Annotated in this window: 18 protein-coding genes; 6 read left to right on the plus strand and 12 right to left on the minus strand. The window is 68.0% G+C overall.

Annotation, left to right across the window (positions count from 1 at the left end; translation table 11 throughout):
- Nucleotides 1–111: 111 nt before the first annotated feature.
- A complete protein-coding gene (locus IU450_RS12740) occupies nucleotides 112–732 on the plus strand; it encodes a TetR/AcrR family transcriptional regulator (RefSeq protein WP_195149974.1) in 621 nt (206 codons plus the stop codon).
- Between the two features lie 71 nt (nucleotides 733–803).
- Here the strand turns inward: IU450_RS12740 and IU450_RS12745 are convergent, their stop codons facing one another.
- Nucleotides 804–1,154, minus strand: a complete 351-nt coding sequence (locus tag IU450_RS12745) for a nitroreductase/quinone reductase family protein (protein WP_195150049.1) — start codon at nucleotides 1,152–1,154, stop codon at nucleotides 804–806.
- Between the two features lie 275 nt (nucleotides 1,155–1,429).
- Between IU450_RS12745 and IU450_RS12750 the strand changes: the two genes are divergently transcribed.
- Nucleotides 1,430–2,650, plus strand: coding sequence for a cytochrome P450 family protein (locus IU450_RS12750; RefSeq protein ID WP_195149975.1), 1,221 nt, complete (start codon nucleotides 1,430–1,432; stop codon nucleotides 2,648–2,650).
- A gap of 7 nt (nucleotides 2,651–2,657) precedes the next feature.
- On the opposite strand, the gene IU450_RS12755 is transcribed toward IU450_RS12750, so the two are convergent.
- Nucleotides 2,658–3,314, minus strand: a complete 657-nt coding sequence (locus tag IU450_RS12755; RefSeq protein ID WP_195149976.1) for a maleylpyruvate isomerase N-terminal domain-containing protein — start codon at nucleotides 3,312–3,314, stop codon at nucleotides 2,658–2,660.
- A gap of 298 nt (nucleotides 3,315–3,612) precedes the next feature.
- Between IU450_RS12755 and IU450_RS12760 the strand changes: the two genes are divergently transcribed.
- Entirely contained in the window at nucleotides 3,613–5,424 is a 1,812-nt protein-coding gene (locus tag IU450_RS12760) for an alpha/beta fold hydrolase (RefSeq protein ID WP_195149977.1), read from the plus strand.
- An 84-nt stretch (nucleotides 5,425–5,508) separates the two neighbouring features.
- On the opposite strand, the gene IU450_RS12765 is transcribed toward IU450_RS12760, so the two are convergent.
- Complete coding sequence (locus IU450_RS12765; protein WP_195149978.1) at nucleotides 5,509–6,249, minus strand: 2OG-Fe dioxygenase family protein; 741 nt, start codon at nucleotides 6,247–6,249, stop codon at nucleotides 5,509–5,511.
- Nucleotides 6,250–6,583: 334 nt separating this feature from the next.
- Here IU450_RS12765 and IU450_RS12770 point away from each other — a divergent pair, with 334 nt between their 5' ends.
- Together IU450_RS12770 and IU450_RS12775 are read left to right on the plus strand one after the other, a co-directional pair.
- Nucleotides 6,584–7,267 (plus strand): TetR/AcrR family transcriptional regulator, encoded by a 684-nt coding sequence (locus tag IU450_RS12770; protein ID WP_324197649.1) that lies wholly within the window; start codon nucleotides 6,584–6,586, stop codon nucleotides 7,265–7,267.
- A gap of 172 nt (nucleotides 7,268–7,439) precedes the next feature.
- Nucleotides 7,440–8,792 carry an FAD-binding domain-containing protein gene (locus IU450_RS12775; RefSeq protein WP_195149979.1) on the plus strand — a complete coding sequence of 451 codons (1,353 nt, stop codon included), beginning with the start codon at nucleotides 7,440–7,442 and terminating at the stop codon, nucleotides 8,790–8,792.
- 97 nt (nucleotides 8,793–8,889) lie between these two features.
- Here the strand turns inward: IU450_RS12775 and IU450_RS12780 are convergent, their stop codons facing one another.
- Both IU450_RS12780 and IU450_RS12785 read right to left on the minus strand, forming a co-directional pair.
- Nucleotides 8,890–9,780, minus strand: a complete 891-nt coding sequence (locus IU450_RS12780; protein WP_195149980.1) for a manganese catalase family protein — start codon at nucleotides 9,778–9,780, stop codon at nucleotides 8,890–8,892.
- A gap of 270 nt (nucleotides 9,781–10,050) precedes the next feature.
- Nucleotides 10,051–11,130 (minus strand): NAD-dependent epimerase/dehydratase family protein, encoded by a 1,080-nt coding sequence (locus tag IU450_RS12785; protein WP_195149981.1) that lies wholly within the window; start codon nucleotides 11,128–11,130, stop codon nucleotides 10,051–10,053.
- A 196-nt stretch (nucleotides 11,131–11,326) separates the two neighbouring features.
- On the opposite strand from IU450_RS12785, the gene IU450_RS12790 reads away from it, so the two are divergent.
- Complete coding sequence (locus tag IU450_RS12790; protein ID WP_195149982.1) at nucleotides 11,327–12,154, plus strand: SDR family oxidoreductase; 828 nt, start codon at nucleotides 11,327–11,329, stop codon at nucleotides 12,152–12,154.
- On the opposite strand, the gene IU450_RS12795 is transcribed toward IU450_RS12790, so the two are convergent.
- The 7 genes from IU450_RS12795 to IU450_RS12825 all read right to left on the minus strand — a co-directional run bounded on the left by IU450_RS12795 (nucleotide 12,151) and on the right by IU450_RS12825 (nucleotide 18,780).
- A complete protein-coding gene (locus IU450_RS12795) occupies nucleotides 12,151–12,360 on the minus strand; it encodes a hypothetical protein (RefSeq protein WP_195149983.1) in 210 nt (69 codons plus the stop codon). The two genes, IU450_RS12790 and IU450_RS12795, sit on opposite strands and share 4 nt — an antisense overlap.
- Nucleotides 12,361–12,483: 123 nt before the next feature.
- Complete coding sequence (locus tag IU450_RS12800) at nucleotides 12,484–13,833, minus strand: family 1 glycosylhydrolase (protein ID WP_195149984.1); 1,350 nt, start codon at nucleotides 13,831–13,833, stop codon at nucleotides 12,484–12,486.
- A gap of 97 nt (nucleotides 13,834–13,930) precedes the next feature.
- Nucleotides 13,931–14,512 (minus strand): TerD family protein, encoded by a 582-nt coding sequence (locus IU450_RS12805; protein WP_195149985.1) that lies wholly within the window; start codon nucleotides 14,510–14,512, stop codon nucleotides 13,931–13,933.
- Nucleotides 14,513–14,608: 96 nt separating this feature from the next.
- Nucleotides 14,609–15,553: a phytoene/squalene synthase family protein gene (locus IU450_RS12810; protein ID WP_416382861.1), complete on the minus strand. Its 945-nt coding sequence runs from the start codon at nucleotides 15,551–15,553 to the stop codon at nucleotides 14,609–14,611.
- A complete protein-coding gene (gene crtI / locus IU450_RS12815; protein WP_195149986.1) occupies nucleotides 15,550–17,085 on the minus strand; it encodes a phytoene desaturase family protein in 1,536 nt (511 codons plus the stop codon). Before crtI ends, IU450_RS12810 begins: the two co-directional genes overlap by 4 nt.
- 15 nt (nucleotides 17,086–17,100) lie before the next feature.
- Nucleotides 17,101–18,219: a polyprenyl synthetase family protein gene (locus IU450_RS12820; RefSeq protein ID WP_195149987.1), complete on the minus strand. Its 1,119-nt coding sequence runs from the start codon at nucleotides 18,217–18,219 to the stop codon at nucleotides 17,101–17,103.
- A gap of 66 nt (nucleotides 18,220–18,285) precedes the next feature.
- A complete protein-coding gene (locus tag IU450_RS12825) occupies nucleotides 18,286–18,780 on the minus strand; it encodes a DUF6764 family protein (RefSeq protein WP_195149988.1) in 495 nt (164 codons plus the stop codon).
- Between the last annotated feature and the right edge of the window lie 282 nt (nucleotides 18,781–19,062).

The following is a 19,062-nucleotide window of genomic DNA, read 5'->3' on the forward strand; positions in this document are numbered from 1 at the left end:
AACGGGGGACTGGCCCGCCCTGTGATACCGTCGAGCCCTTGATCCTGATGGTCGGCGGGCCCACCATCAGGGGGTTCGCCGGCGACAGGCTTCGAGTCGAGGAAGCGGGCAGTGGCAGGAAGGCGCGGGTGGGGCGGGAGTCCGCCGAAAGACGACGAGGAAGCGTCTCGTCGCATAGTCGCCGCCGCCGTCGAGCTGATCGGCCGGACGGGTTCGGAGATCAGCATCGCCGACGTCGCGGAGTCGCTGGGCGTCATCCGTCAGACGGTCTATCGATACTTCCCCAGTGCCGATGCGCTGATGACGGCCGCGGCCATGGCTTCGGTCGACGGTTTCCTCGATCGGCTGGCACGGCACGTCAGCGGCATCGAGGACGCGGTGGAAGCGATGACCGAGGGGGTCGTGTACACCCTGGCCGAGGTGCGCCGGACACCCCATCTCGGCATCCTGCTGTCGAGCACCTACTCCAACGTCCACCCCGAGAGCCTCACCTCCGAGGAGGCGCAAGCCTTCGGAATGACGATGATCAAACGCTTCGACGTCGACTGGGAGCGATACGGGTACGACGACGAGTCGCTGCACGAACTCGTCGAATACGTCCTGCGAACGATGCAGTCGTTCTTCATTTCCCCGGGCAACCCACCCCGCGGCGAGGATGATCTGCGGCGGTATCTACGCCGCTGGATGGGAGCCGCGATCGTCGCCCAGCTGAAGCCGTCCGCAAGCGTCTGATGCCGCTGGTGCGTCTCGGGCCACCTCGGCTCGCCGGCGCACCACCGATATGCGCGCCGGAGAGGCAGAGATCAGCTCGCGCCGTCGAGACGCACCTTCACGAAGACACGGCCGCGTTCGTCGCGCTGCGCTACCGCGTGTCCGTGCCGCTGCGCGCCGTTCAGATGCAGCGTGATGGGGCCGCCCTCGTCCAGAAAGTTCCGCCACCAAGTCTTCTTGTCGGGCAAGGCGACTCCGATGACGAGTTCGTCTCCCTTGCGCCAGTAGTTGACCGGCGTGCTGAACGTCCGCCCTGACCGCCGCCCCACATACGTGACCACCACGAATCCCTTGCCGAGCAACCGCCCGAGCAGCGGCACGTCGAGGAGGGCGGCGACCCCGCCGTTCACCGCCCGCACGGTGCGCCCCACCACCGTCTTCAGTTCCACAACTTTCCTCCAGGCCGGTCGCGCGGACACATCGAACACCGCCACCCTAGTCGCGGCGGTGGCGATCGGCCCGTTCCGGTCGACGTGCCGCCGCGGGCTCACCACGGGCCGCGCGCGGTGGCCAGGTCTCGAATGTCGTTTTCCGACACTCGAGTTCTGGTTGGAGGCAGGATTCTTCCGTTGCCGGGCCCAGCGGCCGGACTCGCCGAGATACTCGTGCACGACCGTCGCAACGACGGCTGGAGGCTCACGCGCAGAAGGGAATTCCCATGACAACCAGCCTGCCCGCATTCCCCGCCCCGAACGAGGATCTGCTGGACACCTGCATCCGGCTCCGGGAGATCGCGCCGGTGGTCGAGGTGGAGTTTCCCGGCGGCGTGCCCGCCTACCTGGCGCTGACGCACGAGGCGGTGCGCGAAATCCTCGCCGGGGACAACAAGACGTTCGCCAGAGATCCCAAGCACTGGCCCGCCCTGTACGACGGTTCCATTCCGGAGGACTGGCCCCTGCGGGCCATCGTGCAGGGCGATCACCTGTCCACCAAGGACGGCGCCGACCATCGGCGGCTTCGTGGCCTGATCAGCAAGGCGTTCACCCCGGGCCGGGTACAGGCGCTGGAGCCGCGCATCCAGCAGATCATCGACGGGCTGCTGGACGAGGTCGTCGCCGCGGGCGACGGTGTCGACCTGGTACCCACCTTCACCGAGGCGTTGCCGATGGCGGTGATCTGCGAACTGTTCGGAGTGCCGGAGCCGGAACGGGATCGGCTGCGGCGGTGGACCGCGACGCTCCTGGCGCACACCACTGCGCCGGAAGAGGCGTTCGCGACGCAGAACGCGCTGATGCTGTACCTGTACGAACTGGCGGACCGCAAGCAGCGCGAGCCCGGCGACGACCTGACCTCGGGCCTGGTACAAGCCCGCGACGAAGGCGACAAGCTCACGGCCGAAGAATTGGTCGCCGTTCTGTGGATCATGCTGGTCGCAGGCCACGAGACCACGGTGCACATGCTCGGTTACGCCATTCTGGCGTTGTCGCAGCACCCGGACCAACTCGCGCTGGCCAAGGCCGAGGATCGCTGGGCCGACGTGGTGGAAGAGACTGTCCGATACCGTCATTCGGTGATGATGACCAGTTGGCGGTTCACGTTGACGGAGGTCACCGTGGCGGGGGTGACCGTTCCCAAAGGCAGCGCGGTCGGTGTGGCCTACCAGGCGTGTGGGATCGACCCGGCCGAGTACGGCGAGACCGCGAACCAGTTCGACATCACCCGCAAACAGCAGGGCGGACACCTCGGGTTCGGCCACGGCCCGCGTTACTGCATCGGCGCCGGGCTGGCCCGTCTGGAGGGGAGGCTCGCACTGGCTTCCCTGTATCGGCGGCTGCCGGACCTGGAACTCGCCATCGACCCGGAGGACATCCCGTACTCGCCGTCCTTCTTCACCATCGGCCCGCTGTCGGTGCCGGTCAAACTGGGTGGCGAACAGTAAGGCCGGCTCACCCGAGGACGAACGGGAGGCGCGCTGCCAGCTCGTCCAGTTCGGCCTTCTCCGAGTCGGTCGGAGCCCGTCGTCCGGTGCTGACCAGCAGTGCGTCGGTGTCGGACATCGACGCGGGGAACGGCGCCCCGGCGATCTTCTCCAGCATCTCCCTGGACCGGGCGAGCCCCTCGGCAGGCGGCTCGTCCACGACCGGGAGGTGCGCGATCAGGTCGAGATGGTGCAGGGTGCTCTCCAGGACGTACGCGCCGAGGTAGTCGCCCGCGGTGAGGACCTCATCGCGCGTGCCGACCCGGAGGCCGGGGTCGGCGAGTTCGGCGGCGCGCCCGGCGGCGGAGCCGACGTCCTCGAAGTGGATCTTCAGCAACCTCGGCTCCTGGTACGCGGCGGCGAGCCGCACGATCAGCGCGTCGAGCGGGTGGTCGCCGGTCGGGGCCGTGTCGGCGACTTCCCAGTAGGTCACGGCGTCGCGCGTCGGTTCGGCTTCGGCGGGCGTCACGAGGGTGATCAGGACGTCCTGAGCGTCGATGATCAGATGGCACACCAGGTCTCGCACGAGCCAGCCGGTACAGCCGGACGGCTGTGCGAAATCCTCGTCCGAAAGATCGGCGACCGCCGCGCGCAACGCTGCCCAAGAGCGTGAGAAGTGATCCACCTCGGGAAGCTAGCAGCGCGCGGCGCGCCCCGCGACGGATTCAGCGGTCCGACCTGGGCGAGGTGTCGTCCTCGCGGAGCAGCGCCGCTCGACGTGAATCGCGCGGCCGAGACCAGTGGCAAACGGTAAGCACGAGACAGTGACAGGTGCCGTCGTTTAGTCGAAAATTGCAACGTTTCCGCTGTTCATAAGCCTGTTTCGAATGGGGAACACATCGCCTGATCCGCTCACTGCCGAGTACTTGCTGTGCCAAGCTGCCGCCGTCCGCTATTACGCAGCTAACTGGCAGGAAGGATCGATGACGCGTATGACGCAAGGAGATTCGATCGTCGGGACAACGTCCGAACAGCTCGCTCGGATCGCCGTCGAGGGGCCCTGGGACGCTCAGGGGCAGGTCCGCCCGGAGGCGGTGCAGTTCGCGTCGAACTTGGTGAGCGCCCTGCAGAAGCGGAGCGGCAAGGGCCTGGTGCCCGATCACGTGGACGACTTGGTGGGCCGGGCGCTGAACGTCGCCGTGCCGACGTTTCCGCGCATCGAGACCGAAGACGGCACCGGGCTGTCGGCGCACATGCTGCGGCAGACAACGAGCCGACGGTGCCCGCTGGTGGTCATTCCGGCCGGGTGGACGCCCGTCGGGTGGCCGTTGTTCGAGTACGCCTATCTCACGCTCGCGGTCAAGGGCTATCACGTCCTGGCCTACACCCCGCGCGGTATCGGCTGGACCGTCGTACCGGGAACGAACTTGCCGTGGTTCGGTACTTCCGAAGGCAAGATCGATGTCGCCGGTCCACAGGACTGGTCGGACGGCTCGGAGGTGCTCACCTACGCGATCGACGCACTCGACCCCAGCGGCATCGCCTTCATGGGTGAGTCGTACGGCTCGGGCATCAGCCAGCTCGTGGCCGCGCACGACGAGCGGGTCGACGTCGTCGTCGCTCTGAGCACGTGGGGCAACCTGGCTACCAGTCTGTACGACAACGCCACCCGCCATGTCAGGGCCGTCGATGCGCTGATCGACTTGACCGGCGGCGCCAAGGAGGAGAAATTCGACGAGGAGACGCTGGAGATCCTCGCGAAATTCGCCGAAGGCAAAGATATGAATCCGGTCGTCGAATGGGGCACCGAACGAGCGCCGGAACAATACGTCGGTTCCCGCGATATTCCGACCTTCTTCTCCAACACCTGGCACGAGGGGCTCTTCCCGGTGAACCAGGTTCTGGAGACCTTCGAGAAGCTCCCGCGACCCAAACGGCTGAACATGTGGATCGGCGATCACGCGGCGCCGGAAGGCCCGGGCCTGATCGCTCCACCCATGCCCGGCGCGGGACCGAACGAACCGCTGCGCGAGGCGTATGCCTGGCTCGACCACTACCTCAAAGACGAGGACAACGGGGTCGCCACGTGGCCGGAGATCAGCAATCAGGTCATGTTCACCTACGTGACCACTCCGGCATCCGGGGACGGTCAGAACGTGATCGTCGAACCCGCGCGGCGCGAGGAGAAAGCCTCGTGGGCCGACGTCACCACCGATACCGAAACACTGATCCTGACCGATACGCGCGAGGGCGGCGACGGTGCGCTGATCGCCGACGTCACGGCCGGCTGGCAGCGTGAATTCACGGTGGGCGAGGAGGCCGAGGTCCTCGCTATGGACAAGCTCATGACGACCGGCCAGGAGGAGTGGGCCGGCAATCCCAAGATCTACCGGACCAGCGAGATCGATCGCGGCCGTGCCCTGGTCTGGTCGACCGGGCCGCTGCTCGCGGTGCGCGGTGGCGTCGCCCGGCAGATTCGCGGAATCCCCCGGTTGCAGCTGACCGTCGACAGCACCGGCGAGTCCGCGACGGTGATGGCCTACCTGCTCGACGTCGATGAAGACGGTTCGGCGCGGATCATCACGCACGAGCCGAAAACCGTCGAGTCGGAAATGCCGGCCACCGTGTCCTGGGAGTTGCAGGCGGCCGCCTACGATGTGCCGGACGGTCATCGATTGATGCTGGTCGTCGACGGCGTGGATTTCCTCTATTCCAGCGCCAACACGGTCGGCTCGCGGATCACCATCAGTTCACCGCAGGGCGCCCCCTGCTGCCTGGAGTTGCCGCTCGGCTGATCGGCGCGCGTGGCCCGGACTCGGGAGTGAGTCCGGGCCACGTGACGGTCGATGGCTGGAGAAGGGCTGATCGAGCCCGTCCGCTCAGCCCGGCGCGAAGGTCACCACCAGAACATCGCGATAGGCGGGGCGGCTCGGGTCCATCGGATGCACCGGCGAGACGCTGTGCAGGGTGCGGCGGTCGTCGCCGAGCAGCAGGGCTCCGGGCGTGCCGAGTGTGGTGCGCAGCAGCTGCCTTTCGTTCGGGTCGAACACCGCACTCGCACCGCCGACAGCGTTCTGCCTGCCGACCAGAAGCGACGACACCAGAGTGACGCCGTCGCGGTGACGGCCTTCCGGTGTCGGCAGGCCGTTCGTGTCCGCCGAGGCCACGACTCGGAAGGGATGCACCTTCGCACTCCACTTCGACGGCTTGTCCAGAGCCGTCGCCAACCGCGCGAGCAGCCGCAGCACCGCCCCGAACACGGGATCGGCCACGAAGGCATCGGTCAGGGGCTCGAACGTGCGGTCCACGCCCACGTAGAGCGGATTGCTGTTCTCCGGCTGCACGAAGGAACCCTGCGGCAGCAGCCCGATCCGCCCGGCCGGGTCGGTGAGCGAGAACTGCCCGTAACGGCGCAGCCTGCACGTGCCGCGGGCGCCTGCGTAGATATCAGGGCTCAACTCGTCCCAATGCCGGCGGAAGTGGTCCCAGTCCGCTGTCGTCATGCCGAGACTCGACGTCGTGACCGCAGCGGGCATGAGGTGGACGCCGTCGTGGGCCAATGCCGCGCGGGCGGCCTCGACCGCCTGCTCGGCTCGCGGGGCCGCGGCCCGGACATCCATTCGCGCCGCAGTAGGGTTTCGCTTCACGGGTGGTCTGCCTCTCTGACCTCTCGCGACTGGGTCGCTCTCCGGGCAGGGGGTCAACGGACGCCGACTCGCGGCCGGTCGCTCAGCGGAGACTCGACGCCTCGGCGGGCGACTTCGGCGGGATCGTCTTCGGGCAGCTGCGCGAAGCTCCAGTGCCGAGTGCGAGAAGTTTCTCGGTCATGTGCTGCGGCTACCCACTGATGCGGCACCCATACCCGGAATCGGGATACCGCGCCCCCATGGCGAGCGCAGCAGCTGTCCGGCCTCGACGCATGGCCGGGGCCGGGTCGCTCGGTAGTCTGCAGGGGTGTCCGCCGCGCCCGCCGACGCTGACGCACCGATCGTGCCGGTGCGAAACGGCGTGTTCTTCACACTTCCGGAGGCACTGCCGCGTGGCAGGCACAACCTGGCGCGGGAGCAGGTGATGGCCGCGCAGCGGGAGCGGCTGCTCGTCGCCGTGACCGAACTGCTGGCCGCTCGCGGCTATGCCGGGTTCGGCCCGACCGATATCGCGAAACGGGCCGGAGTCTCCTTGGCGGCCTTCTACGAGGCGTTCGCCAACAAGGACGAGTGCGTATTCGCGGGCTACGACCGCTTCATCCAAGTACTGCTGACCCAGCTGACCGCGGCGGAGATCGTGGGCCGCGACCGCAGGGCCATCGTGGGCGACGCACTCGGCCAGTACCTGCGCACCCTGCAGAACGACCTGGTCGTCGCCCGCGCCTACCAGGTGGAGATCGAGGCGCTGGGCCCTGCCGTTCGCAGGCGCAGACGTAAGTCGTTGCGACTGTTCGCCGAATACATCCGCGGCTTGGTGCGCGGCGTGGGCGGGAAACGGTTACCGGCGCTGTCGGTCACCGCTTACCTGGGCGTCGTGTACGCGGTGCGTCAGCTCACCGCCGATGCGCTCGACGAGTCGGACGAGCCGGATCTGACCTCGCTCAGCGCCGACCTGGAACCGTGGCTGACCGATCTGTTCCGCGAGCGCTGACACCGGCGTGCGGCGCCGCCGCCCCCGCTTGACATGACAGCTGCCGTCCATCAGCATTGGCGTAAAGTTCGTTACTCCGATACCCACCTCGGCGTGGTCACCGCAGCCGAATGTCCGATAACGCCGTCGTCGATCCCCTCGATGGATGCCAGTCGTCGAAAATGACCATTGCATGGCCGTAACAATCGCACTTTTCACCCGTGACCTGCGCGTCAACGACAATCCGGCGCTGTCGGCCGCCGTGCGCGAGGGCGCTGCGGTGGTTCCGCTCTTCGTGGTCGACGACCGTATCGTCGGCAGCGCCCGCCCCGCAGGCAATCAACTCCGGTTCCTGTCCGCCGCGCTGGCCGAACTCGATGCCGAACTCCGCTGTGCTGGAGGGCAACTGGTGATCCGGCACGGGGACTATGTCGAGGCGGTGGATCGGGTGGTCGCGCAGGTGCACGCCGACACTGTCCATGTCGCCGAAGACGCCACCTGGTACGGCCGATGCCGGCTGCGGGCACTGCGCGAGCGGCTGGACCGGCGCAGCTGCCTGCTGCACATCCATCCGGCCACCCTCACGGCCGTGGATGCCGACGATTGCGCCCCGCGCGGCCGCAACGGCAAGGCTCCGGACTTCGCGACGTACTTCCGCCGATGGCTGGAGGCTCCGAAGCGGCTCCCGCTCGACAAGCCGGCGGAGTTGATCGTCCCGCGCATCGACAGCGATCCGGTTCCCAGATTCGATGACCTCGGCGATGCCGCGGTGTCACCGCAACTGGCCGTCGGCGGCGAGATCACGGGTCGCGCCCTGTGGCGGGGCTGCACCGCAGGCCAGAAACAGGCACGCGGCCGGGCCCGTGGCGACCTCACGCGCGAGGGATTCTCCCGGCTGTCGCCGTACCTGCATTTCGGCTGCCTTTCCGCAGCCGAAATGGTGCACCGCGCCGATATGGCCACGACCGACGGCCGCGCCTTCGTCCGCCTGCTGGCTCGGCGCGACTTCCATCTGCAGTTCCTCGCCGCCCGCGCCGACATCGCGCGATCGGATGATCGCCACCGCGGGCCGCAGGCCCACGATCCGGTCGTGGTCCGCGCCTGGCGCGACGGCCGCACCGGATATCCCATCGTGGACGCGGGCATGCGGCAACTGGCCGCACAGGGATGGATGCCGCAACGAGCCCGGGTGATCGCCGCCAGTTTCCTGACCACGACGCTGCGGGTGGATTGGCGCGTCGGTGCCGACCACTTCCGCCGCTGGCTGCTCGACGCCGATGCCGCGAGCAATCGTTTCACCTGGCAGCAGGTGGGGCGGCTCGATCCGGGAGCCGCGGGCACCGGCGAACGGTACGACCCCGAAGGTAACTACGTACGGCGCTGGATACCGGAACTGGCCGCCCTGCCGGGTTCGGAAATCCATCGCCCGTGGCGCCACAGCGTGCCGACCTCGGTATATCCCGCCCCCATCGCCGCACCGGCCGTACCTGACGGGTCGTGGTCGCGGTTTCCGGAATGGCTGTCGACAGCGCTGCCGGGATCGTAGCCTCGGCCTGTCCGACCGCCTCGATTGCTCGCGGCGCGCGGCCCCTGCTGCCGCGCGCCGCTCGCTGAGCGCCTGGCCCGAGATCAGGCCGCGATGGTCAGTCCGGTATGTGCGATTCGTGGGTGAACGGTTTGCTGCCGTGGACCGCGGGCTGGCCGTCGGGGTTGTTCTCGGCCCCGTGATTCACACGGTCGTCGGAATCGAGCCATTCGGTGACCGGATTGTCGATGTAGCGCCATTCCGTCCCCGCGGGCCAGGGGCCCTGTCCCTCGTTCCAGGGGCCGCGGGCGCTCGCGGCGCCGTTGGACATGTTGAACGCGACGTTCTGGAACCGATCGTCGCCGGGCAGGGCGCCCGGCGGGAAGTTGACCGGCAGTTCGTTCAACGCCGCGGTGAACTGCTGGAAATGCGCGATCTCGCGGGTCATCAAGAACGACAGCGTGTCCTGCACACCGGGATCGTCGGTGAACTGCTTGAGATACTCGTAGACGATCTTGGCGCGGGACTCGGCCGCGAGATTGCTGCGCAGGTCGACCGATGGCTCCCCGTTGGCGTCGACGTAGGAGCCCGACCACGGCACGCCCGCGGCGTTCGTCACGACGGGCCCGCCGCCGCTCAGCGCGAAGTACAGCGGATTCGCCGCGACCTGATGGATCACCTGGTCGCGTCCCTCGGACGTGCCCACGACCGGCATCCAGTCGCACCGCTCGTTGGCCTGCTTCAAATCGTCGTTGAGCCCGTCGAGCAACATGGTGATCATGGAGCCGACGATCTCGAGGTGACTCAATTCCTCGGTGGCGATGTCCATGAACAGGTCGTAGGTTTTCGGATGTTTGCCACGCAGCAGAAACGCCTGGTTGAAATATTGCATGGCGGCCTTCAATTCGCCGTTGGCGCCGCCGAACTGTTCTTGCAGCAGTGCCGCGAAACGCGGATCGGGACGGTCCACGCGAACCTCGAACTGGAGATCCTTGTTGTGGGTGAACATCGCTCTCCTTACCAGTATGGTCGGCCGTTCGAATGCCTTGCCCAACCGGCGATTCCGCGGCATCCGAGCCGACGTCACGACGTCCGAACAGCGCTGGCCGGCCTGGCGAAAGCAGTTCCCGTGCGAACCGCCACCGCTGCGCCTCCAGCGCGGGCTTTCATGCCTTACCCAGCGCAGGACGAGAAAGAGATGCGTTACTCGATTCCGTGGCGACGATACGGGCTCCGGCAGCCGGTCGTTCGCAACGACACGAAGTGCCGCAGGGGGCAGTCAGTCGCCGTCTCTCCGGTGCTTCCCGTGGGGGCGCTGGCTTTGGTGGGACGGATGGCCGAGCCGAACCCGCCGGGCGGGCGCCAGGGGCGGGCTGTGGCCGAGCTGCCCGGCACTCAGCGCGGACACCAGTTCCGCGCAGACCTCGCCCGCGCCGTGACACGGAGTCCAGCCGAGCTCCCGCCGCGCCTTGGCGGAGTCGATCAGCGAGGTGCGGTCGGCGAGCGCGAGCCACGCGGGGTGCAAGGGCGCGAGCCCGGTCCACCATCCCGGCCAGGCGGCGGCATCGAGCACTCGTCGTGGCACCGGTAGGTGGAAACCCCCGAATATCGTCGCGAGCGCGTCCGCACGCAGGCACGGTTCGGCGGCAAGGTTGAACGCTCCCTCCGCGCGGCGGTGGAGTATTCGCCGAATCGCCGAAGCCACATCGCAGCTGTGCACCAATTGCAGGCGGAACTCACGCCACAGCGGAACGGGCAGCAGGCGCCCACCGAGCAGCCGCCGCGGCAACCACGGTGGCAGGACCCAGTCGCCCAGTTCGGCGGCGGCCTCGGCTCCAGCTATGCCGCAGGGCCGAATTCGTGCCGTGCGGATTTCGGGGTGGTCGGCCTCGAAACAGTCCAATTGCTTCTCCAGCTCCGCCTTGGCGATGCTGTAGGCACTGCCGGGCACCCCGGAGGTAAGCCATTCTTCGGAAACCCGGCGCCACCGCTGGGCCGGGGTGTAGGCGGCGCACGAGGAGGCGGCGACAATATGGGGCACCCCCGTCTCCGCTACCGCACGCAGTACGTTCTCGGTGCCGATCAGGTTGGTCCTGCGCATCGGCGGGTCCCCGCGCCGCGGATGGATCGCCCACGCCAGATGCACGAGGACGTCGGCGCCCGCACAGGCGGCACGCAGCGGCTCGACCGCATCGTCGGTCCCGATATCGCAGGCTGCCCACCGGGCGGCCGAATAGGGTTCGTATCCGAGATCCGGCGTACGGCGGGCGATTGCCACAATCTCGCAATCGTCCGCACGCAGGGTGCGCAGCAACGCCGTTCCGACGTTGCCGCTGGCGCCCGTGACGACCACCTTCATCCGGCACGCCGTTCGGACCCGGTTGCGCCCAGCGGAGTATCCACCGTCATGTCCCGCCTCCTCTCGGCTCGTTCCAGGCGGGTACCCGGAATCGGAGGTCGTAACGTCGTGTGGACTTCCAGGCGAGGTGGCCGGATCCGTGGTGCGAGGACGGTGCCCCGCGTGTGGTCTGTGCCCGGCCGGGTAGTCGCGGAGCATGGGTACTACAGCTCCACTTCCGGAAGATCGGGCAGGCACTCCGCGGCGAGCGGTGGTGACCGGGGGAGACTCCGGCATCGGTGCGGCGATCGCGGTCGCTCTCGCCACGGGCGGGACCGATGTCGGGCTGACGTTCCGCGGCGACGAGCAAGGTGCGCAGGACACCGCGGCGCAGGTGCGCGAGCAGGGCAGGACCGCGGCCGTGCGCCGCCTCGACCTGTCGGATCCGTCGACCGCCGCGCCGGTCATCGATGCACTCGCCGAGGAACTGGGCGGCCTCGACGTGCTGGTGAACTGCGCGGGCACCGGATCGGCTCAGAAGGTCATGGATATGGATTTCGACGCCTGGCGGCACGTGCTGTCGGTCGATCTCGACGGTCCGTTTCTCTGCGCGCGGCGCGCCGCCGAACACATGATCGCCGCGGGGGACGGTGGCCGGATCATCAACATCACCAGCGTGCACGAACACGCGCCCCGGGTCGGCGCCGCGCCGTACTGTGCCGCCAAAGCGGGCCTCGGGGCACTGACGAAAGTGCTGGCACTGGAACTCGCCGAGCACGACATCACGGTCAATTCGGTGGCGCCGGGCGAGATCTCGACGCCGATGACCGGTCAGGAAGACGCCGATCCGCGGGAGCAGCACCGCCCCGGCGTGCCGCTGGGGCGAACCGGTCACGCCAAGGAGGTCGCCGCCGTCGTGGCGTTCCTGGCCACACCGGCGGCCAGCTATATCACCGGCGCGTCGTACCTCGTGGACGGCGGCATGCTCCTCATGGGCCCACAGGCCAGCACACTGCTGTCCGACGAGAAATGGCGCACGCCTTAGGGCGCCGCTGTCTCGCGCCGCTCGGGCAGCGCACCGAGTTGGAGAAGACTGTCGACGAGCGTGCGCGCGTCGGGAAATCCCAGGACGCGCGCGGCGATGTGCAGGTCGTCGAGAGTGAACGGATTCGGATCGACTACCGGTACCCAGCGCCTGATCGCGGGTCGTTCGCTGTCGAGGTAACGGGGCTTGTTTTCAGCAGACGGCATAACGAGAATTCCTCCTTTTCCAATCGCCTGAACAGCCAGGCTATGGCTCGGAGATGCGGGTCGGTGTCCAACATTTTGGACAGGAGCGCGACGACCCGGTGCTCACCGGCAACGGATCAGCTGCTATCTGTCCGCTACGGGGGTGAGGCAGCTGGCCGGGGGATCGACGAACAAGCAGATGGCCGGGTCCCGGGTGGGGCGGTAGTTGTCGGGGACTCCGCCCGCGCCGATGATCTGGGTGTAGGCGCCGACGGCGTCGGTGGGGCGGCGGGTGAGAGCAGGGTCGGTGCGCACGTCCACGGTGTAGAGGCCGAATCGTGGTGTGTAGCTGCCCCATTCGTAGTTGTCGGTGAGGCTCCAGTAGTTGTAGCCCATGACGTTCATACCGTCGGCTTTGGCGCGTTGCAGCCAATAGACGGTGTCGCGCAGGTGATCGCCGCGGGTGTAGCCGTCGGCGCGTGGACGGCCGTTCTCCGTGGGCATGCCGTTCTCGACGACGTAGAGGGGCTTGCCCGGGAACCGGCGCGAATAGAATTGCAGCGCATAGTAGATGCCCTCGGTGCGCAGCGGCAGTTCCCAGATCTGCGGCCCCGGCAGGTTCGGCATCGCCGAGCCGCTGGCCCGCATGACGGACTCGATCAGCGACTGGGCCGGATCGTAGGCGAAGTAGTAGTCGACGCCCACGTAGTCGAGCCGGTCGCCGATGCGGTCGACCAACGGGCCGTTGACCTGGGCCTCGGAGCCGGCCACATAGCCGACATTGCTGGTCACCTGGGCGCCCGGCTGCTGCTGGTGGATGTAGTCGTAAATGGCGTTGTGTGCCTGCGCGACCCGTTCCAGCATCTCTCCGGCATCCGCGGCGCCCCGGCGCACCTCGTGCATGATGTAGGCGACGGGCTCGTTCACGGTGACCCACAACGGATTTCGAGACGCGTAGCGGTCGACGACCTTGCGCATGTTGGCCAGCCAGTCCTCGACCATCCGCGGATTGCGCCAACCGCCGCGGTCGACGGCCCAGCCGGGGTAGACCCAGTGATCCAGGGTGATCATGGGGCGCATCCCGGCCTGCTCGACGCTCGCGACGACCGCGTCGTAGAAGCGAAATGCGGCCTCGTCCCACACCCCGGGCGCGGGTTGCAGTCGGGCCCATTCGATCCCGATCCGGAACACCTGCACGCCGAGATCGGCCGCGAGCTGGATGTCCGAGGCGTAACGGTCGTAGAAGTCGACCGAATCGCGCAGTTCGTCGTAGCCCGGGGTCCCGGCGACGTACCGCGTCCAATTACTGTCGGGCGCATGGCCTTCGGACTGGAATCCCGAGGTCGACACGCCCCAGAGGAAGTCCGAGCCCAGCGGAGCGGGGCCGGCGACCGGCTGGATCAGCGGGGTGGCCGGGGACTGGGTGGCCAGCAGCAGCGTGGATGCCGCGGCGGCGAGCGCGGCCAAGACGTACCGACGGAACCGGGATCGCATTGGCCCAGGGTAACCAAGCCCGTCCGGCGATTGTCGAAATCCGCGTATCAGGGCGATTCGAAGATGTGCGCAATCGTTGCCGCCGCAGGCATTGTCGCTACTGCATGGCGAAGCGCAGTAGCGCCTGCATGTCGCCCTGCTTGACCTTTCCTTGGCGGTTGAGGACTTCCAGCTGCCACTGGTTGCCGTTGCGGAAGGCGCGGGCAACCGCATTGGCGTTGTCGGTGCCGAGCAGCGAAGGCCAGATGTCGGCGACTTGCTGGCTGTTGCCTCCGGTCGCGTCGTAGATCCGGAAGGAGATGTTGTTCGCCTTCTCGAAGGAGCTGCCCTTCTTGAAGGCGGCTGCTACGAAGATGATCGCGTCGATCGCCGTGGGGACGTCGCCGAAGGTCACGTGGATGGTCTCGTCGTCACCGGAGGCGGCGCCGGTCTGCGCGTCGCCGGTGTGCGCGACCGAGCCGTTGCCCAAGGGATCCAGCGAATCGAGCCCAGCGAAGCGCACCGGCTCGTTGCCCTGCATGAGCACGGCGATCAGATCGAGATCCACACCTCGTTTGCGGCGCGCCCAGCCGAGCGCACCGCCGCTCGTGCCGGAGGACGGGTCCCAGCTCACCCCCACACTCAACTTCGAGATACCTGCGAGGTCTGCGGCACCGTCTTCTTTCCTGAGCGTAATCACGACATCAGGATACTGATGGTTACCTGCCGTGCTGGCGCACAATGTACTTCGCGAGCGGAGCCGCGTGCAGGACTCGTCACGTCCCCGCCGGAACCGTCACCGATCGACTCGGCGTGCCCACCATGCCTTGACGAGCCCGGTTGCCCCTACCTGCGCTCGCCGTCGATTCGGCACGGTGGCGCGATGGTCGAACACGGCGAAATCGCTGTCCTCGATGCGATCGAGGATTTCCGAATACAGCGTCGTCGCCGTGGTGACGCACGGACGTGAGCGAGGATGCAGCAGCGCGATTCCGGCGCGCGCGAAGCGGTAGACGTCGCGAGTGAGCGCGCACTGGGTCGCCAAGGCCCGGCGCACCCGGGAATCGGTGCGCTGATGTGCCAGGCACCAGTGCAGGAGGTCGCGATCGACGCCGAATGCGGCCAGTTCGTCGGCGGGGAGGTAGACCCGGTCGCGCAGCAGGTCTTCGCCGATGTCGCGCAGGAAGTTGGTCAGTTGGAACGCCTTGCCGAGTGCGGCGGCATAGGGCGCGGCCTCGTTTGCGCAGCAGGTTCCCAAGACCGGGAGGAGCTGCAATCCGATCACTTCGGCCGAACCGTAGATGTAAGTGTCGAGGGCCGCGCGGTCGGGGTAGGCCGTCACGCTCAGATCCATCCGCATCGACGCGATGAAAGCATCGAACAGGGCTGCTGGTATGCGATAGCGATCGGCGGTATCGAGAACCGCGGGGAGAACGGCGTCGGCGGTGGCCCGGCGTTCGCGGAAGTGACCGGCGAGGGCATCCAGCTCCCGGGCTCGCTCGATGGTGTCGCGGTGCGGGTCGAACTCGTCGAGGATGTCGTCGGCTCGGCGCGCGAATCCGTACAAGGCGTGCACCGCGGGGCGTTGGTCCGGTGCGAGCAATCGGGTCGCCAGGAAGAAGGTCTTTCCGTGGCGCGCGTTGAGCTGCCTGCAGTATCGGTAGGACCGGTGCAGTGGCGGGTCGCCGATCCGGTCGGTGCCGGGAGCGGTGCGAGTCATCTCGATTCCGATCACAGTCATGGTTCGATCCGGCCGGCGGCGAGCGCCGTACCCACGGGCACGGCGCGGCGATGCCGAGCGGCTGGAAGGCCGGTGATTCGGTCCGCGGCAAGGCGGCCCGAGATCAGCACCGGTGGTATTCCCACCCCCGGCACCGTCGAGCCTCCGGCCAGTACGACGTTGTCGATACCGCGCAGCATGTTGGCGGGTCGAAACGGTCCGGTCTGGGTGAACGTATGGGCGAGGGCGAACGGGCTTCCGGCGAGCATGCCGCGGCGCGCCCAGTCGGCGGGCGTGTCCACGCGCAAGAGTTCGACATCGCCGAACCGGGAACAGAGGCGCGCCTGAGCGATTTCCACCATGCGCTCGGCGTAACCGGTTGCGCCACTGTCCCAATCGATCCGGCCTCGTTCGAGGTTCGGCACCGGCGCGAGAACCGACAGCAGGTCCCGCTGTGCCGGAGCCGTCGACGGATCGGTCGCCGTGGGACGAGTGACCAGCAATGACGGATCGCGCATCACCTGCCCCCGGTCGATGATGTCGCGAAAGGACTCCGCCCACGCGTCCCCGAACAGCAGGCTGTGGTGCGAAATCTCCGCCGCGGGCGCGCATGCGAGATGCGCGATCACCGCCGACGGGGCGGAGGTGAGCGGTACCGGGCGCCGTGGTGTGCGCGCGATCAGCCGGTACGCCTCGTGCAGTTCCGTCGTCAGCACGACGGCGTCACAGGGTATGCGGACGCCGTCCTGGGTGATCACTGCGGTGATCCGGGAACCGGCGCGTTCCAGGGCGGTCACCGTGGTGTCGTAGCGGAATCGGACGCCGGCGTCGGTCGCCGCACCGGCCAGCGATTCCGGAAGTGCGCGCATCCCACCCTGCGGAAAGAAGACACCGCCGATGGTGTCCATATAGGCGATGACCGCATAGGCGGCCAGAGCCCGGGTGGGCGCGACGCCCGCGTACAGCGATTGAAAGGTGAAGACACGCCGCAGATCCGGGTCGCTTATGTAGCGAGCGACGGCGCGATCCCACCGCCCGAAGCCGCCCAGCGCGACCAGCCGACCCAGTGCGGGATTCAGCATCGACAGTGGTGAGTCGAAATTCGTCGCGATGAACCGGTCCATCTCCGCTCGGTACAACCGCGTCAGCCAATGCCGCAGCCTGCGATAGCCGTCCGCCTGGGCGGCGCCGGCGAAGCGGCGGATCTCCTCCTGCATCCGATCGGCGTCCGTGTGCACCTCCAGCGTCCGCCCATCGGCGAAATGCGCTCGGTACGCGGGTTCGACGGGCAGTAGCCGCAACCGGTCCGCGGCTCGGGCTCCGGCCGACGCGAACACGCTTTCCACGAGGTCCGGCATGGTCAGGACCGTGGGTCCGGTGTCGAGGCGGTAGCCCGCGAGATCGGCGTACCCGGCTCGTCCGCCCGGCACCGAGTCGCGTTCCAGGACCGTCACTTCGCGAGATCGGCCCACCAGGTGCATGGCCGCGGACAACCCCGCCAGGCCTGCCCCGACGATCACGATCCGGTCGGTGGCGCCGTTGACGGTGCGCATCGATGAAACCTCCTGTCAGGCGACGCGTTCGGTGCAGGCGGTGGCCATGTTCCCGAGCGCGGCGCGTAGCGGTGCGGTGAAGATCGCGCTGTCCAGTGCGCTCTGTGCTCGGGCGACCAGCTCGGCGATCATCGTCTCGGCCTTCGCGGGCGCACCGGTTTCGACGATCAGGGTTCGGGCGCGGTCGAGTTCCTCGGCGCCGAGCCGGGGACGATGCAGCAACTCCGCGAGCTCGGTCCGGGCCGACGGGGTCGCCATCTCGCGCGCGAGCACCACCACGGTGGTCGCCGTGCGTTCCGCGAGATCTCCGTCCGCGGGCTTGCCGGTCACGGGCTGCGACCCGAAGATGCCCAGAACGTCGTCGCGCAGCTGGAACGCCTCGCCGACCGCGGTGCCGTATCGGCCCAGCGCTTCCAGGACGGCCGCATCGCACCCGGCGAGTGCGGCGCCCATCTCCAGGGGGCGTCGCACCGTGTAGTTGCCGGACTTCGCCCGTGCGATGGCCAGGACCGAGGCCAGCGTCGGCTCGGTGCGCGCGTCATTGAGCAGATCGGCGAACTGCCCGGTCGCGAGCTCCAGCCGCATGGCGTCGTAGCGCGGCCATACCGGACGCAGCGCCGCCTCGGTGCAGCCGCTTTCCCGAAGCATCTGCTCGGCCCAGACCAGGCACATGTCGCCGAGCAATGTCGCGGCCGACTCGCCGTACCTGGCAGACGAGCCGGGCGCGCCGGTACCGCGGTGCAGCGCGGCGAACCGGACATGCGCGGCCGGAGCGGCTCGGCGAGTCGCGGACCGGTCCATGACGTCGTCCTGCAGGAGGGCGAACGCGTGCAGCAGTTCCAGACCGGCCGCGGCCCGCAGCGCCGCCGGGTCACCCGGTGCGCCGCACAGCCAGCCGAGATACATGAACGTCGACCGCAGGCACTTTCCGCCCATCGCGTATTGGCGCAGGACGTCCTGTGCGCCGAGCCGGCGCAGGGCCGCAGGGCATGCCCGCAGGAGGAAAACGCGGAGTTCCTCGAGTACGGCTCGGCGCACCGCGGCACGCCATTGTGGAAACGAGTCCCCGGCATCGAGGACCGGGATACCACCCGCCAAGTCGGCGGCCGGCGATCCGGGCGGCACGATGCTCATCATCGATCCCTTTCTCACGCCTCGGGTTACCACTCGAATATCAACAATGCTACGGCTAACGATGCACTATCGCTGCGAAACGCAGCCCTGCAATGTCTGAAAATCACCGGCGAAGGCGAAGCCGCCGCTGCACGTCGGCGTCGAGACGCCGGTGACCGCGACCGTGGCCCCGGGGCCTGCGATGCCGATCGACAATCCAGGGCGCACACCGGTCGTCGTGACGGCCGCGCCCGGCCCGATGGCAATCGCGGCCGGGCCGGACAGGGGAGCCGAGTTCGAGCTCGCCGTGCCGCCGTTCTGTGCGATCGCCAGCGACAGGCTGGTCGGCGCCGCGTTGGCAGAAGCGGTTCCATCGAGGCCGTAAGCGGCTGCGGCCCCACCGGCGTCGCTGGTTGCCGAACACGAGGCGCCGCTGCCGGAGGTTTGCGTCGCCGCGGGGCCCGGAGCCGGGCAGGCCGCCGGAGCCGCGGCGCCGGTAGGTGCGGCGACGAGAATGCCCAGCGCTGCCGCGCCGACGCCGATGGTCAGCCCGAATGCTCGCGGGCAAAGCCGTGGATGCATGACGTTCTCCTTCGGTCTCGGGCGTATAGGGCTTCACACTACGCCACTAATGATGCAAAATCGATGCATCAATAGAAATGCTCGCCCGCACTCGGATCGCCCTCAGCGCGCACCAGCCGCCGCCCGAAACGCGAGGAAATCGTGGCCTGTAGTTTCCGGTCCGCCCTATCGAACAGCGGTCGTGGATGCCGAAGCGGGATCCTTTCGTCGAAGATCGGCCGTTCGGCCCGCGTCGTCCCCGAAGCACGGCCTCTCGCGTCCGCGGCAGGTGGTGGCCGGTCC

Origin of the sequence: Nocardia abscessus (assembly GCF_015477775.1) — a bacterium.
Lineage (GTDB): Bacteria > Actinomycetota > Actinomycetes > Mycobacteriales > Mycobacteriaceae > Nocardia > Nocardia abscessus_A.

What these genes read in the sequence shown, in the direction of transcription:
- IU450_RS12750 (WP_195149975.1), top strand. Translation starts at nt 1,430, where the DNA reads ATGACAACCAGCCTGCCCGCATTCCCCGCCCCGAACGAGGATCTGCTG.
- IU450_RS12760 (WP_195149977.1), top strand. Translation starts at nt 3,613, where the DNA reads ATGACGCGTATGACGCAAGGAGATTCGATCGTCGGGACAACGTCCGAA.
- IU450_RS12765 (WP_195149978.1), bottom strand. Translation starts at nt 6,249, where the DNA reads ATGGATGTCCGGGCCGCGGCCCCGCGAGCCGAGCAGGCGGTCGAGGCC.
- IU450_RS12775 (WP_195149979.1), top strand. Translation starts at nt 7,440, where the DNA reads ATGGCCGTAACAATCGCACTTTTCACCCGTGACCTGCGCGTCAACGAC.
- IU450_RS12780 (WP_195149980.1), bottom strand. Translation starts at nt 9,780, where the DNA reads ATGTTCACCCACAACAAGGATCTCCAGTTCGAGGTTCGCGTGGACCGT.
- IU450_RS12785 (WP_195149981.1), bottom strand. Translation starts at nt 11,130, where the DNA reads ATGAAGGTGGTCGTCACGGGCGCCAGCGGCAACGTCGGAACGGCGTTG.
- IU450_RS12790 (WP_195149982.1), top strand. Translation starts at nt 11,327, where the DNA reads ATGGGTACTACAGCTCCACTTCCGGAAGATCGGGCAGGCACTCCGCGG.
- IU450_RS12795 (WP_195149983.1), bottom strand. Translation starts at nt 12,360, where the DNA reads ATGCCGTCTGCTGAAAACAAGCCCCGTTACCTCGACAGCGAACGACCC.
- IU450_RS12800 (WP_195149984.1), bottom strand. Translation starts at nt 13,833, where the DNA reads ATGCGATCCCGGTTCCGTCGGTACGTCTTGGCCGCGCTCGCCGCCGCG.
- IU450_RS12810 (WP_416382861.1), bottom strand. Translation starts at nt 15,553, where the DNA reads ATGACTGTGATCGGAATCGAGATGACTCGCACCGCTCCCGGCACCGAC.
- crtI (WP_195149986.1), bottom strand. Translation starts at nt 17,085, where the DNA reads ATGCGCACCGTCAACGGCGCCACCGACCGGATCGTGATCGTCGGGGCA.
- IU450_RS12820 (WP_195149987.1), bottom strand. Translation starts at nt 18,219, where the DNA reads ATGAGCATCGTGCCGCCCGGATCGCCGGCCGCCGACTTGGCGGGTGGT.
- IU450_RS12825 (WP_195149988.1), bottom strand. Translation starts at nt 18,780, where the DNA reads ATGCATCCACGGCTTTGCCCGCGAGCATTCGGGCTGACCATCGGCGTC.